We start from the raw sequence: 14,047 nt of genomic DNA, 5'->3' as shown, positions 1-14,047 counted from the left end.
TGAAGTCCCCATCTCTTAAGCCGCCATCAGGCAGCTGATTCTACCAGCGGTAGTGAGCAAAAGCTTTGTTTGCTTCTGCCATTTTATGTACATCTTCACGCTTCTTGAATGCTGTACCTGTGTTATTGTAAGCATCCAAAAGTTCAGCAGAAAGTGTATCAGCCATTCCGTGACCATTGCGGTTGCGGGCTGCATCGATGATCCAGCGCATAGCCAATGCTTCACGGCGGCTTTCTCTGATTTCCATTGGAACCTGATATGTAGCACCACCAACACGGCGAGATTTAACTTCAACCATTGGTTTTACATTCTCAAGAGCCTTCAAAAGAACCTCAAGAGGATCTTTTTCGGTTTTAGCCTTAAGTTTGTCCATTGCATCATAAATTACTTTCTGGCAAGTAGCTTTTTTACCATCAAGCATCATACGGCAAACAAACTTAGAAATTACTTTGCTATTATATTTAACATCCGGCATCAATGGACGTTCGATTGATTTCTTATGTCTTCCCATCTTAGTCCTCCATTAAGCCTTAGGTTTCTTAGCACCGTATTTAGAACGACCACGTTTGCGGTCTTCTACGCCAAGAGTATCTTTTGTACCACGAATGATATGGTAGCGTACACCAGGAAGGTCCTTAACACGACCACCGCGTACCAATACAACTGAGTGTTCCTGCAAGTTATGACCAATACCAGGAATGTATGCAGTAACTTCAATACCATTGCTCAAACGAACACGAGCAATCTTTCTAAGAGCCGAGTTTGGCTTTTTAGGTGTCATAGTCATTACACGTGTACAAACACCACGTTTCTGCGGACAAGAATCAAGTGCGGGAGCTTTGGTTCTGTTAGCTGCAGACTTACGACCCTGACGGATTAACTGATTAATTGTAGGCATCGCCTAATCTCCTATATTTACTCCGGTCAGCACCCCGGAAAGAATTCAAAATTATTAGATTTTGATAGGTTTAAAGAGTATATAAAATTCAAAAAATGAATTCAACTGAATTTAATTGAATTTCATGTAAATTTTTACTATATGATGAAAAAAAGCCCGCACCATTCACAATCACGTGACAGCCGTAACCCGCATTTGGGTTTCAGCCGGCACGTTGTAATTCCCGGTGCGGGCTTTTTATCAGTTTCTTCTATATAATAGAAGTTTTTCTGAATTAGTCATTATCTTCAGTCTCTACAAAGCTAGGCTCTTCAAGCTGAGATTCCTGCTCTTCTTCAAGGCGGCGGCGCTCAAGAATTTCGTTCATCTGAGCATCAAGGTCGCGGTCGCTGTCGTCAAAGAGTTTGATATCTTTGTAGTTCTTAATACCAGTACCAGCCGGAATCATGTGACCGATAGCAACGTTCTCCTTAATTCCGTGGAGTCCGTCAGTAGCACCGGCAATAGCGGCATTTGTAAGAACGCGTGTAGTTTCCTGGAATGATGCTGCAGAAATGAATGAGTCAACACCCAGAGAAGCTTTTGTAATACCCTGGAACATTGGACGACCGATAGCTGGCTGACCACCTTCCTCGATTACACGTCTGTTCTCTTCATGGAACTTGTATTTATCTACCTGCTGTCCGAAGATGAATTTTGTATCGCCTACGGCAACAATTTCAATCTTGCGGAGCATCTGGCGTACGATAATACCGATATGCTTATCATTGATGTCTACACCCTGAGCGCGGTAAACGTCCTGGATTTCATCCATCAAGTAGTTCTGAAGTGCGTTTTCACCAAGAATTGCAAGAACATCCTGTGGGTTTGGAGAACCTACACAAAGCTGTTCACCTGCTTCAACATGGTCACCATCGCGAACGATCATTCGTTTTGTCATTGGAACAAGGTGTTCAAATACTTTTCCGAACTCGTCTTCAACAGTTACGATACGCTTACCTTTTGTAATTCCCTTGAATTTAACAAGACCAGAAATCTGTGCAAGTACACAAGGGTTCTTAGGTTTGCGGGCTTCGAACAATTCAGATACACGTGGAAGACCACCAGTAATATCCTGAGATTTCTGAGCAGCTTTTGGCATCTTAGCAAGGATAACTCCGGCTTCAATTGGAGCTTTATCTTCAACAAGAAGAAGAGCACCAGCTGGGAGGTAGTAAGTTCCAAGCTCGTTACCAGCTTCATCAGTAATCAAAATACGAGGCTGTTTAACATCAAGGTGAAGATCTGTAATGTAGCGCTCTTTTGAACCAGTCTGCAAGTCAACTTTTTCTTCCAGAGTTGAACCGACAAGTACGTCTTCAAAGTGGATGAAACCGTTCTGTTCAGCAATAATTGGGTCAGAGAATGGGTCGAATTCACCAAGTGCTTCACCCTTCTTAATCAAATCTCCAGCCTTCTTATAGATTGTAGAACCGTTTACGATTTCAATCTTCTGATCTTTACTTACAAGGTAAAGAGTTCCGTCTTTAAGCATTACACGGCCAGTAACAGCAGCAGCGATTTCTTTTCCACCCTGATTAAGGATTGGAGTACCGCGCATGATGTTTGTTCCGTCTTCAACAAGAACTTTGTCACCAGAGCCAACTTTTACTTCGTCCAAAATGCGGATAACTGTCATGCTACCCTTACGAGTAAAGAGCCAGTTTCCGTTCTTCATTTCAACGTGAGTTCCAGAAATGTCTTTAAGGAATGCGTTGAACTTAAGAACAATGTGGTTATCATCAGTTGTCATTTCGGCAGCACCACCCGAGTGGAATGTTCGAAGTGTCAACTGTGTACCAGGCTGACCGATTGACTGAGCAGCTACGATACCAACTGCTTCACCAATTTCAACAATCTTGTTGCGTGCAAGGTTCTTACCGTAACACTTAACACAGATACCGTGTTTAGCTTCACAAGTAAGTACAGTGCGGAGTTTTACCTTTTCTACACCGGCAGCTTCAATCTTCTGTGCCAGATCATCATCAATGTACTGGTTTACATCGCAAAGAAGTTCGCCAGTTACCGGGTGAACAACACGTTCGATTGTGTAGTGACCTACAATGCGGTCTGCCAAATGTACTTTAATATCATCACCGTCTTTAATTGCGGCATAATCAATACCGTTAATTGTCTGACAGTCTTCTTCATTAATAACAACATCTTGAGCAACATCAACCAGACGACGAGTCATGTAACCGGCATCGGCTGTCTTAAGAGCTGTATCCGAAAGACCTTTACGTGCAGCGTTAGTAGAAATGAAGTATTCGATAACCGAAAGTCCTTCCTTAAAGTTTGCACGAATTGGAAGTTCAATAATATCTCCGTTAGGCTTAGTCATCAAACCACGCATAGCGGCAAGCTGAGAAATCTGACCACGAGAACCGCGGGCACCAGATTTAGCCATCATCCAGATTGTATTGAAACCGTCTTTATCTTTTTCAAGATTAGACATCATAAGGTTTGTAAGTTTTTCGTTAGTACGAGCCCAGATGTTACATACACGGTTGTAACGCTCTTCTGCTGTAATAACACCCTTTGAATACTGAGCGATAATATCTTCAACTTCCTTGTTAGAAGTTGCAATCATGTCCTTCTTTTCATCCGGAACAAGGATATCATCCATACAAAGTGTTGCACCGTACAAAGTAGCGTTCTTGTAACCTACATCCTTGATTGCATCGTGCATCTGGATTGTAAGCCATGAACCCTTGTTGTGGTAAACGTACTCAATCATCTTCTTGAGTGATTTATCGAACATCTGGCGGTTAACGTATTCAACACCTTCTGGCATTGCTTCGTTGAATGCAAGACGTCCGGCAGAAGTTTCAATCAAATCACCTTCTTTAAAGTCCTGAGTTCCAGAAACGAATCCTTCGTCACCCTTAACTTTAAGAGCCTTTGAGTTGAATGAATCTTTTGGAGCAGGAACCTTAATAAGAGCCTGCCAGTCGATGTTTCCAAGTTCTGCTGCCATACGAACTTCATCAGGAGTAGAGAAACGTTTTCCTGTTCCTTTTGCGTTCGGTTTGATGGCAGTCATGTAATAAATACCAAGTACCATGTCCTGTGACGGAGCAACGATTGTGTTACCGTTAGCCGGGTCAAGAAGGTTGCGTGCAGAAAGCATCAAAGTCCAGCATTCCATCTGTGCAGCCTGTGTAAGAGGTACGTGGATAGCCATCTGGTCACCATCGAAGTCGGCGTTGAATGACTTACAAGCAAGAGGATGAAGCTTAAGAGCTTTTCCTTCTACAAGTACAGGTTCGAATGCCATAATACCAAGTCGGTGAAGTGTAGGCGCACGGTTAAGCATAACCGGATGCTCTTTTACAACTTCATCAAGGATTGCGTAAACTTCTGGAGATTCAGATTCTACGAGCATCTTAGCCTTTTTGATATTGAATACAACATCTTTATCAACAAGCTTTTTCATCAAGAATGGTTTGAACAATTCAAGAGCCATTTTTGTTGGAAGACCACACTGCCAGAGCTTCAATTCTGGACCTACAACGATTACAGAACGTCCTGAGTAGTCAACACGCTTACCAAGAAGGTTCAAGCGGAAACGTCCCTGCTTACCTTTGAGGAGGTCAGAAATTGATTTAAGAGGGCGGTTTGAAGCACCCTTAACTGCGCGCTTGCGTTTTGTATTATCGAACAAAGCGTCAACTGCATCCTGAAGCATACGTTTTTCGTTACGGATGATGATATCAGGAGCAGAAAGCTGCTGAAGTCTCTTAAGACGGTTGTTACGGTTGATTACACGGCGGTAGAGGTCATTCAAGTCAGATGTTGCAAAACGACCACCATCGAGCTGAACCATAGGGCGAAGCTCAGGAGGAATAACCGGAATAACGTCCAGAATCATCCATGAAACTTTGTTTCCAGATGCACGGAAGTTTTCAACCAGTTCAATACGGCGAAGAAGGCGTTTATCAGATTTAGCACCTTTTTCAATCATCTTTGCACGAAGTTCAGCTGCAAGTTCATCAAGGTCAAGGCGTTCAAGCATAGTCTTGATTGCCTCAGCTCCCATATCAGCTGTGAAAGCAGAACCAGCATAGTGTTCCAATGCTGTCTGATATTCTTCTTCGCTCAAAAGCTGACCTTTCTTAAGGTCTGTATCACCAGCGTCAATTACGATGTATTTTTCATAGTAAAGAACCTGGCGCAGAGCTGCCACCTGAAGGTCAAGCAAAAGACCCATGCGGCTAGGAACTGAACGGTAGTACCAGATATGGCTTACTGGTGCTGCAAGTTCAATGTGACCTGTACGTTCACGGCGAACCTTAAAGTGAGTAACTTCAACACCACAGCGGTCACAAATTACACCCTTATAACGGATTGACTTGAACTTACCGCAGTAACATTCCCACTCTTTTGTTGTACCAAAAATTCTTTCACAGAAAAGACCATCTTTCTCTGGACGGAGAGTTCGGTAGTTAATTGTTTCAGGTTTTTTAACTTCACCATAAGACCATGATTTAATAGTCTCTGGAGAAGCCAATTTTATTTTAAGACTGTCGAAGTCCTGAACATCACGCATTCTTGTCCTCCTTATCAAATCCGGAAGCTGCTTTATCAATTAAATCCTGATCACGTTCTGTAAGAGCAATCTGTTTACCCTTAGCATCATAAATAGTGAAATCAAGAGCCAAACCGCGCATTTCCTGAACCAATACGTTGAATGATTCTGGAATTCCAATTGGTGATGAAGGGTCACCCTTAACGATAGATTCGTAAATCTTTGAACGACCGTTCATATCATCAGACTTGATAGTCATCATTTCCTGAAGACAGTTTGCGGCACCGTAAGCTTCGAGAGCCCAAACTTCCATTTCTCCAAGACGCTGACCACCGAACTGAGCCTTACCACCAAGTGGCTGCTGTGTAACGAGCGAGTAAGGACCTGTAGAACGAGCGTGCATCTTATCATCAACCAAGTGATGAAGCTTCATAAAGTAGATAACACCAACGAAGATTGGGTTATGGAATGGTTCACCAGTCTGACCTGAGTGAACAATCTGTTTACAGCTGCGTGGGAGACCTGCTTCTTCGAGCTTGTCTGCAATCTGCTCCTGAGTTGGAGACTGGAATACAGGTGCTTCAAAGAACTGGTTGAGGTATTTACCTGCAATACCAAGCTCAGACTCCATAATCTGACCGATGTTCATTCGGGAAGGTACACCAAGAGGGTTCAAACATACATCGAGTGGAGTACCGTCTTCCAGGTATGGCATGTCTTCAATAGGAAGAATACGTGCAACAACACCCTTGTTTCCGTGACGTCCGGCCATCTTATCACCTTCACGAAGCTTACGCTTGTTAGCGATAAGAACTTTGATTACCTTGTCTACACCAGGGTTCAAATCATCACCTTCAAGGCGGCTCATCTGCTGAATATCGATTACAACACCTTCAATTCCATGTGGAACGCGGAGTGAAGAATCGCGAACTTCTTTAGCCTTTTCACCAAAGATTGAGCGAAGGAGGTTGAATTCAGGAGTTGTCTCTGTTTCTGATTTTGGAGTAACTTTACCAACCAAAATATCACCAGAGCGAACTTTTGCACCAATGCGGATAATACCTTCAGCATCAAGGTTAGCAACAGCCTTTTCTGCAGTGTTAGGAATATCGCGTGTGATGCGCTCAGGTCCAAGTTTAGTCTCGCGGATTTCAACCTGGAACTCTTTAATATGGATAGATGTATACCAGTCTTCACGAACTACGCGCTGAGAAATCAATACAGCATCCTCGTAGTTGTAACCATTCCAAGGAACGAATCCTACAAGAATGTTGCGGCCAAGAGCCATTTCACCGTTGAATGTTGCAGGACCGTCAGCAAGAACGCTTCCTACCTTAACTTTTTCGCCTACTCCAACAGTTGGGCGCTGGTGGTTACATGTATCGTTGTTAGTTCTCTGGTATTTGAGCAATGGATATTCATCAATTGCACCAGATTCTGTCTTAACTTTGATGAGTTCACTTGAAACGTAAACTACATCACCGTCGTGCTTAGCTTTTACAAGAACACCTGAATCGTAAGCACATTTGCGTTCCATACCAGTTCCTACGTGAGGTGGTTCCGGGAAGAGCAGAGGTACACCCTGACGCTGCATGTTACAACCCATGAGCGCACGGTTAGCATCGTCGTGCTCAAGGAACGGAATCATAGATGCAGATACAGAAATTACCTGACGTGGAGAAACGTCGATGTACTGAACGTCCTTTGGAGAACGCTGAGTATAGTTACCACGGTTGCGGCAAGAAATTGTTTCTGTTGGGAATGTTCCATCCTCTTTCATACCAGGAACAATCTGTCCGATGTAGTATTTATCTTCATCAATAGCTGAAAGGTATTCGATTTCGTTTGTTGCCTTTCCGTCTACAACCTTGCGGTATGGAGCTTCAAGGAAACCGTAATCGTTAATTCTTGTGTACATAGCAAGAGAAACGATCAAACCGATGTTCGGACCTTCAGGAGTTTCAATAGGACACATGCGTCCGTAGTGTGAATAGTGTACGTCACGAACTTCGAAGCCGGCGCGGTCACGAGAAAGACCACCAGGTCCCAAAGCGTTAAGACGACGTTTGTGAGTAAGTTCAGCCAATGGGTTGATCTGATCCATGAACTGAGAAAGCTGAGAAGAACCAAAGAATTCTTTGATTGCAGCTACGATAGGTTTGATAGAAATCAAATCCTGTGGCTTCATTGTATCAGTTTCTTTAAGGCTCATGCGCTCTTTAGCGATGCGTTCCATGCGGGCAAATGCAGACTTAAGCTGATTTGTCATAAGTTCGCCAACAGAACGGATACGGCGGTTACCCAGGTGGTCAATATCGTCAATCTGCTCGTCACCAATGTAAACTTTAATCAAAGTCTTCATTGTGTTGATGATATCGTCTTTAATCAAAGTAAAGTCTTTAACATCATCCGAGTAGTCGAATTTTTTGTTGAGCTTGTAGCGACCAACACGACCAAGGTCATAGCGGCGCTCAGAAAAGAACATAGAAGTCAAATCTTTTTCAGCAGATTCAACTGTCATTGGTTCACCAGGCTGAAGAACTGCGTAAACAGCTGCAAGACAATCTTCCTTAGTTGGTTCGTTATCGATTGAACCTTCTTTTACGAATTTTGCCTCTTCGCGGTCGAAACAGTTGATAATCATCTGAGAATCAAGAGAATTGTTCTTTTCTTCCTTGTTCAAAGGATTAGCACGTGTATCAAAGCGGATTACAGTGATTTTGTCGATGTTGTTAGCAACGAGGTCATCAACATCGTGTGCCTTAAGACGAGTTCCGGCATTGAAAAGACGTTTTTCTTCGCCGTTTTCATCTTTAATAAATACAGCACTTGCAAGAACGCGGTCAAAGAGTGATTCTTTACCTTCGTTATCAGATTTAACCTCAACGTCTTCTACATCGTAGAAGCAGCGGATAATTTCTTCGCGGGTTGAATAACCAAGAGCACGGAGGAAAATAGTTCCGAGGATTTTCTTTTTGCGGTCAATCTTTGCATAAATGTATTCGTTTTTCTGGTCAATTTCGAATTCAAGCCATGATCCGCGATACGGAATGATACGAGAAGAGTAAACACCCTTGTCGTGGCAGAAAATTACACCAGGCGAACGATGAATCTGAGAAACAACTACGCGTTCAGCACCGTTTACAATAAATGTACCACGGTCTGTCATGAGCGGAATGTCTCCCATGTAGATATCTTTCTGAAGGATTGCTCCTGTCTGAAGGAAATTCAAGTTAATGCGGGCTTTTAAAGGAACAGAATATGTTACACCTTTCTGCTTACACTCGATTTCTGAAAATTTAAGATTTGCCCAATCCAACTCATAAAACTCATACTCCAATGACATGTCGCCATTTGGGCTTTCAATAGGGAAAGTAGAATTAAAAACGTCCTGAAGTCCCTGGTTTAAAAGCTTCTCACCCTTCTTAAGTCTTTCAGACTGAAGAAAGCTTTCATAAGATGATGTCTGGATTCCAATAAGGTTTGGCACATCCATTACAGTCTGGATGTCTTTACCGATGTACTGACGGTTGATAGTCCGTGTTTTTGCGAACATCAGCTTCTCCTATAGATTTATAAATTCAGATGTAGTCTGCTACATGCTGGAAACTCCGCACAGCACAGAAAACTCTGATTTTTTGCTATATCATGTTGTAAAAATGGAAAATGTAAAAAGTCGTTTTATACGACAAAAGGGATATCCGGTAATTTCTTACCGGATACCCCCTGTTTTACTGCTTTTTAGCAGCTATTAAGCCAGATTTGCTCCGACTTATTTCTTAGAAGCTTTACCACCAGCTTCTTCGATCTTCTTAACGATTTCGTCAGCGTCAGCCTTGCTTACGCCTTCTTTAAGAGCCTTTGGTGCACCTTCAACCAAAGCTTTAGCTTCACCAAGTCCGAGACCTGTGATTTCGCGAACTGCTTTGATAACAGGGATCTTTTTAGCTGCATCGAATGATTCGAGAGTAACAGTGAATTCTGTCTGCTCTTCTCCACCTGCTGCTGCTCCACCTGCTGCTGGACCTGCTGCTACTGCAACTGCTGCTGTAACACCAAATTTTTCTTCCATTGCTTTAACAAGCTCTGAAACCTCGAGAACTGACATGTTTGCAATTGTCTCAAGGATGTCTTCTTTTGTAACTGCCATATTGTCTTCCTTACAATAAAGTATTTATATTTTGCAGCCTTTCGGCCGCCGCGCACACTAACAGTCAGCAGTTATGAAGCCTGAAAGTGTGTTTGATAGGAGCGGCAACGCCACTCCATGTTTACAATTAGTTGGCACCTTCTGCTGTCTTTTTGTCCACGTAAGCCTGCAAAGTAGCTGCGAGCTTCTGAACAGGACCGTTCATTGCAGACATAAGCATAGCAATAAGCTGCTTCTTTCCAGGTACCTTTGAGAAAGCTTCGATCTTTGCAGCATCGTAAACTTCTTTTTCTACATAAGCACCTTTTACAGTCAAAGTAGGAGCATCTTTTGCAAAGTCAAAAAGAACTTTTGCAACTTCGTTAGCATCCTCTTTTGCCATTGCAATTACAGTAGGACCTTTGAGGTAGTCAGCAACATTTTCTACTTTCATATCCTCAAAAGCGATACGTGCAAAGTTATTTTTCATAACTTTAAGAACAGCGTTCTTTTCGCGAAGTTTGTCGCGAAGAGTTGTAATCTGTTCTACTGTAAGACCACGGTAATCAGCAAAGATGAAGTCGTTGTATTCACCAAGAACTTTCTTTGCGTTTTCAATAGCTTCTGCTTTAGCAGGCTGAATTTTCTTTGCTTTGATTGCCATTATTCACCATCCTTATAGTCAACCCAAACGCCTGGGCCCATAGAAGAACTAACAGATACTGACTGAACAAATCCAGCAGCAGATCCAGCAGGCTTTTTACGACCGATTTCAGAAAGGAGAGTCTTAACGTTCTCAACAACCTTGTCTGTGTCCATAGAACACTTACCAACAGCAATGTGAACGATTCCAGCTTTATCAGCGCGGAATTCTGTACGACCTTTCTTAAGTTCAGCAACAGCCTGTGCCACGTTTGGAGTAACAGTTCCAGTTTTTGGGTTTGGCATCAAACCTTTGCGACCAAGAACCATACCAAGACGACCAACATCTTTCATCATATCAGGTGTAGCAACACAAACGTCAAATTCGAGCCATCCACCCTTTACTTTTTCGATGTATTCATCAGAACCAGCGTATGTTGCACCAGCATCCAAAGCTTCTTTTACTTTGTCTTCCTTACAGAAAACAAGAACTTTCTTTTCGCCACGGAACTGATTTGGGAATACCAATGTATCACGTACAGTAGCGTTTTTCTCAAGACGGAGAACAACGTGAGCTTCTACAGTCTCATCGAAGTTAGCAAACTTCATGTCCTGAACCATTTTGCAAGCTGAAGCTACATCATATTTCTTTGTAAGATCATATTTTGCAAGAGCTGCGCGATATTTCTTTCCATGTTTCATATTACTGCTCCACCTCTACACCCATACTGCGAGCAGTACCGGCAATGATTTTCTTTGCTGCTTCGATATCGTTAGCGTTGATATCTGGCATCTTTGTTTTTGCGATTTCTTCAAGAGCTGCCTTAGACAAAGTAGCAACCTTGTCGCGAAGAGGATTTCCAGAACCCTTTTCGATTTTTGCTGCTTTCTTAATAAGAACTGCAGCAGGAGGAGTCTTAAGAATGAATGTGTAAGATTTGTCCTGGTAAACAGTGATTACAACAGGAATAATCAGACCTTTCTCCATAGACTTTGTACGGTCATTGAACTCCTGAACGAACTTAGGAGCTGAAACACCGTGAGGTCCAAGAGCTGGTCCGATTGGAGGAGCTGGTGTAGCCGCCCCTGCAGGACACTGCAATTTGATTACAGCTGTGACTTTCTTTGTAGCCATTTTATTTCTCCCAAAAATTGGTGTGGAAGTTCACACAAGGAATCTTCCTAACGAAGTAACTCTGTCCAACGGACTTTTACTTCTCCCAAAAACAGGATAAAAATGGTTTGTATTTGGGATACAAACCCCTGAATTTGCCAAACAACATTGAATAAACACAAAAGGTGGTTTTGCCAAGAAAGCCCAACCACCGCTGCATTATATTCTAACAAGTAGGTAAGCCTAAAAAATGCGGTGCATTTTTCTTAACGGCTTGCTATCAATCAAGAAGAAGCATAGCTTCTTCCCTCATTTTGTCTTCTCAACCTGCAGGAAGTTTACTTCTACTGGTGTTGAACGACCAAAAATCTGAACTTCAACCTTAAGCTTTTCTTTCTCAAGATTGATTTCTTTAATTGTTCCAGTAAATGATGCAAATGCACCGTCTGTAATTTTAACAACATCGTCGATATCGAAAGACTGACGAACGTGAACTTGTTTTTCACCTTTGATAATTCCAGACTTCTGCAAAAGACTCTTTGCTTCATCAGGGCGGATTGGAACCGGGCGGTCATTGCGGCTTACATTACCAACAAAACCTGTAACACCCTGAATCTTATAAAGTTTTGTACAAGTTTCTTTCCAATTAAGTTCTGGAAGATCCATTTCAAGAAGAATATAACCTGGCAAAAACTTATTCATGCGAGTACGTTTCTTACCATCTTTAATTTCAACAACTTCTTCTAGCGGAACTCTTACATCAAGAACTACGTTAGGATCGATTTCTGATTTTTCCAGCAAAGATTTGATAGTACGTTCGATTTTTCCTTCGTAGCCTGTATAAGCGTTAAGAATATACCAACTTCTAGACATCTCTACGTCCTATTTCATTAAGAATCTGAAAACCTGAGTGAATGCCAAGTCAAGCACACCAAGCAGAACAGCAACAACAACAGTTGAAATAATTACAACTTTAACAGAAGAAAATACATCTTCCTTTGTCGGCCAATCAACTCTTTTCAACTCTGCTTTGCTTTCGCGAACAAACTGTACTAATTTTGACATATCATTAATTCCTTAAAAAATCAGGGCAGGCAGGACTTGAACCCACGACAGGCGGTTTTGGAGACCGCTGCTCTACCAACTGAACTACTGCCCTATATATTTAATCCCGGCGAACCGGTAAAAAATATTAAAAATTATTTTGCTTTTGTTTCTTTATGCAAGATAGACTTACGGCAGAATGGACAATACTTGTTCTTTTCCAATTTACCAGTGATATTCTTGCGGTTTTTGTAAGTTGTGTAATTCTTTCTTTTACATTCTGTGCACTGCAAAGCAATGATTTCTACAGCGCCCTTTTTCTTACTTGCCATTTGTAACTCCTGTTATAAATTTTCTTTAGCCCATTTGCAGAATCGAACTGCAGACCTCCACATTACCGATGTGGTGCTCTACCAACTGAGCTAAAGGGGCAATTTCGCACTTCTGCTTTTGCTATAGAAAACGTGCGTTTTATGACTATAAAGAAACACAAGTTTTATGTCAATAAATTCAATCAAGAATTTTCGAAAATTCATCTTGTTTCTTTACGAATTCTGCACTATTTTTAACCTATCTAAAAGATAGTTTAAGACATTGAGGCGCTTATGACAATAGATATGCTTATCGACGGAATTCTTGATTCTTACCATAGATACGGTTTAATCAACCGCAGTGATTCAGACTCCTTTCCAAACCGCCAGAACGTAGTAGAAATTCTTGGAGACATCCAGACCCTCGTTTTCCCGGGATTTAAAAAGGCAGAGGATATTGATCCTGTAAACATCCGCTACGTAACAGGCCAGAAAGTTAATAACGTAATTGCAAAGCTGACAAAGGAAATTCAGAAAGCTTTGATTTACACCCTTTCTACAAAAGCCCAGTCAGACTGCAGACAGAATCCTACAAACTCAAAATGCTTCCAGCTGGCAGAAGAAGTTGCCACAGGTCTTATAGAAGAAATCCCTGAAATCCGCCGCAAAATCCAGCTGGACGTAATTGCCGCCTTCAACGGAGACCCGGCCGCAAAGAGCAATGAGGAAGTTATCCTTTCTTACCCTGGTCTTGAAGCTATCCTTGTTTACCGAATCGCCCACTATCTTTACGAAAACGGAGTACCTATCGTTCCCCGCATTATGAGCGAGCACGTTCACGGAAAAACCGGAATCGACATTCATCCGGGCGCAAAAATCGGTGAATCATTCTTTATTGATCACGGAACCGGCGTTGTTATTGGAGAAACCTGTATAATAGGAACAAACGTTAAAGTTTATCAGGGTGTAACACTTGGCGCTCTCAGCGTAAAGAAGTCTCTTACAGGCAACAAAAGACACCCTACTATAGAAGACGATGTAACAATTTATGCCAATGCAACAATCTTGGGCGGCGAAACTGTCATTGGAAAAGGCAGCACAATCGGAGGTAACACCTGGGTAACTAAATCAGTTCCTGCAAATAGCGTAATTACTCAGGATTAAGGTGAGGGGAAAGCCTTCCCCTGTCTCCAGCCTGCTTCGCAGTCTTACACCACCCCTTCTAGCGGGGGTCGCTTCGCTTAGCCCCCCGCAACGCCCCCGTAAAAATCATCTGAGGTTAAAAAAACACGCTTCCCAGACAGTAACACTAGAAGGGAAGCGTGTCGACCAACATAGTTGG

At 42.4% G+C, this 14,047-nt stretch carries 12 protein-coding genes and 2 tRNA genes; 1 reads left to right on the top strand and 13 read right to left on the bottom strand.

Annotated features, from left to right (window positions below):
• Window positions 1-40: 40 nt before the first annotated feature.
• The 13 genes from rpsG to T530_RS0105275 form a co-directional block, all read right to left on the bottom strand.
• On the bottom strand, window positions 41-511 hold the full coding sequence (rpsG, locus tag T530_RS0105335) for a 30S ribosomal protein S7 (protein ID WP_009103793.1): 471 nt from the start codon (window positions 509-511) through the stop codon (window positions 41-43).
• A 12-nt stretch (window positions 512-523) separates the two neighbouring features.
• On the bottom strand, window positions 524-898 hold the full coding sequence (gene rpsL / locus T530_RS0105330) for a 30S ribosomal protein S12 (RefSeq protein WP_009103791.1): 375 nt from the start codon (window positions 896-898) through the stop codon (window positions 524-526).
• A gap of 274 nt (window positions 899-1,172) precedes the next feature.
• Window positions 1,173-5,486, bottom strand: coding sequence for a DNA-directed RNA polymerase subunit beta' (gene rpoC / locus T530_RS0105325; protein WP_027728136.1), 4,314 nt, complete (start codon window positions 5,484-5,486; stop codon window positions 1,173-1,175).
• On the bottom strand, window positions 5,479-9,021 hold the full coding sequence (rpoB, locus tag T530_RS0105320) for a DNA-directed RNA polymerase subunit beta (protein ID WP_027728135.1): 3,543 nt from the start codon (window positions 9,019-9,021) through the stop codon (window positions 5,479-5,481). Before rpoB ends, rpoC begins: the two co-directional genes overlap by 8 nt.
• A 216-nt stretch (window positions 9,022-9,237) precedes the next feature.
• Window positions 9,238-9,615: a 50S ribosomal protein L7/L12 gene (gene rplL, locus T530_RS0105315; protein ID WP_027728134.1), complete on the bottom strand. Its 378-nt coding sequence runs from the start codon at window positions 9,613-9,615 to the stop codon at window positions 9,238-9,240.
• 127 nt (window positions 9,616-9,742) lie between these two features.
• Window positions 9,743-10,258: a 50S ribosomal protein L10 gene (gene rplJ / locus T530_RS0105310; protein WP_009103781.1), complete on the bottom strand. Its 516-nt coding sequence runs from the start codon at window positions 10,256-10,258 to the stop codon at window positions 9,743-9,745.
• A complete protein-coding gene (rplA, locus tag T530_RS0105305) occupies window positions 10,258-10,938 on the bottom strand; it encodes a 50S ribosomal protein L1 (RefSeq protein WP_009103779.1) in 681 nt (226 codons plus the stop codon). Before rplA ends, rplJ begins: the two co-directional genes overlap by 1 nt.
• Before the next feature lies 1 nt (window position 10,939).
• Window positions 10,940-11,371, bottom strand: a complete 432-nt coding sequence (gene rplK / locus T530_RS0105300; RefSeq protein ID WP_027728133.1) for a 50S ribosomal protein L11 — start codon at window positions 11,369-11,371, stop codon at window positions 10,940-10,942.
• A 288-nt stretch (window positions 11,372-11,659) separates the two neighbouring features.
• Window positions 11,660-12,223, bottom strand: coding sequence for a transcription termination/antitermination protein NusG (nusG, locus tag T530_RS0105295; RefSeq protein WP_027728132.1), 564 nt, complete (start codon window positions 12,221-12,223; stop codon window positions 11,660-11,662).
• A 9-nt stretch (window positions 12,224-12,232) separates the two neighbouring features.
• Entirely contained in the window at window positions 12,233-12,415 is a 183-nt protein-coding gene (secE, locus tag T530_RS0105290) for a preprotein translocase subunit SecE (protein WP_009103773.1), read from the bottom strand.
• Between the two features lie 21 nt (window positions 12,416-12,436).
• Window positions 12,437-12,509: transfer RNA gene (locus tag T530_RS0105285), tRNA-Trp, on the bottom strand.
• Window positions 12,510-12,549: 40 nt separating this feature from the next.
• Complete coding sequence (gene rpmG / locus T530_RS0105280; RefSeq protein ID WP_009103771.1) at window positions 12,550-12,726, bottom strand: 50S ribosomal protein L33; 177 nt, start codon at window positions 12,724-12,726, stop codon at window positions 12,550-12,552.
• 27 nt (window positions 12,727-12,753) lie between these two features.
• Window positions 12,754-12,826: transfer RNA gene (locus T530_RS0105275), tRNA-Thr, on the bottom strand.
• A gap of 173 nt (window positions 12,827-12,999) precedes the next feature.
• Here T530_RS0105275 and epsC point away from each other — a divergent pair.
• Window positions 13,000-13,869: a serine O-acetyltransferase EpsC gene (epsC, locus tag T530_RS0105270; RefSeq protein WP_027728131.1), complete on the top strand. Its 870-nt coding sequence runs from the start codon at window positions 13,000-13,002 to the stop codon at window positions 13,867-13,869.
• Window positions 13,870-14,047 lie beyond the last annotated feature (178 nt).

Source organism: Treponema sp. C6A8 (assembly GCF_000619925.1).
Classification (GTDB): Bacteria; Spirochaetota; Spirochaetia; order Treponematales; family Treponemataceae; genus Treponema_D.
The sequence above is the reverse complement of the archived record's forward strand: the minus strand, read 5'-3'. Positions and strand labels throughout refer to the sequence as shown.

Coding starts and splice junctions, on each gene's coding strand:
- rpsG (WP_009103793.1), bottom strand. CDS start 511: ATGGGAAGACATAAGAAATCAATCGAACGTCCATTGATGCCGGATGTT.
- rpsL (WP_009103791.1), bottom strand. CDS start 898: ATGCCTACAATTAATCAGTTAATCCGTCAGGGTCGTAAGTCTGCAGCT.
- rpoC (WP_027728136.1), bottom strand. CDS start 5,486: ATGCGTGATGTTCAGGACTTCGACAGTCTTAAAATAAAATTGGCTTCT.
- rpoB (WP_027728135.1), bottom strand. CDS start 9,021: ATGTTCGCAAAAACACGGACTATCAACCGTCAGTACATCGGTAAAGAC.
- rplL (WP_027728134.1), bottom strand. CDS start 9,615: ATGGCAGTTACAAAAGAAGACATCCTTGAGACAATTGCAAACATGTCA.
- rplJ (WP_009103781.1), bottom strand. CDS start 10,258: ATGGCAATCAAAGCAAAGAAAATTCAGCCTGCTAAAGCAGAAGCTATT.
- rplA (WP_009103779.1), bottom strand. CDS start 10,938: ATGAAACATGGAAAGAAATATCGCGCAGCTCTTGCAAAATATGATCTT.
- rplK (WP_027728133.1), bottom strand. CDS start 11,371: ATGGCTACAAAGAAAGTCACAGCTGTAATCAAATTGCAGTGTCCTGCA.
- nusG (WP_027728132.1), bottom strand. CDS start 12,223: ATGTCTAGAAGTTGGTATATTCTTAACGCTTATACAGGCTACGAAGGA.
- secE (WP_009103773.1), bottom strand. CDS start 12,415: ATGTCAAAATTAGTACAGTTTGTTCGCGAAAGCAAAGCAGAGTTGAAA.
- rpmG (WP_009103771.1), bottom strand. CDS start 12,726: ATGGCAAGTAAGAAAAAGGGCGCTGTAGAAATCATTGCTTTGCAGTGC.
- epsC (WP_027728131.1), top strand. CDS start 13,000: ATGACAATAGATATGCTTATCGACGGAATTCTTGATTCTTACCATAGA.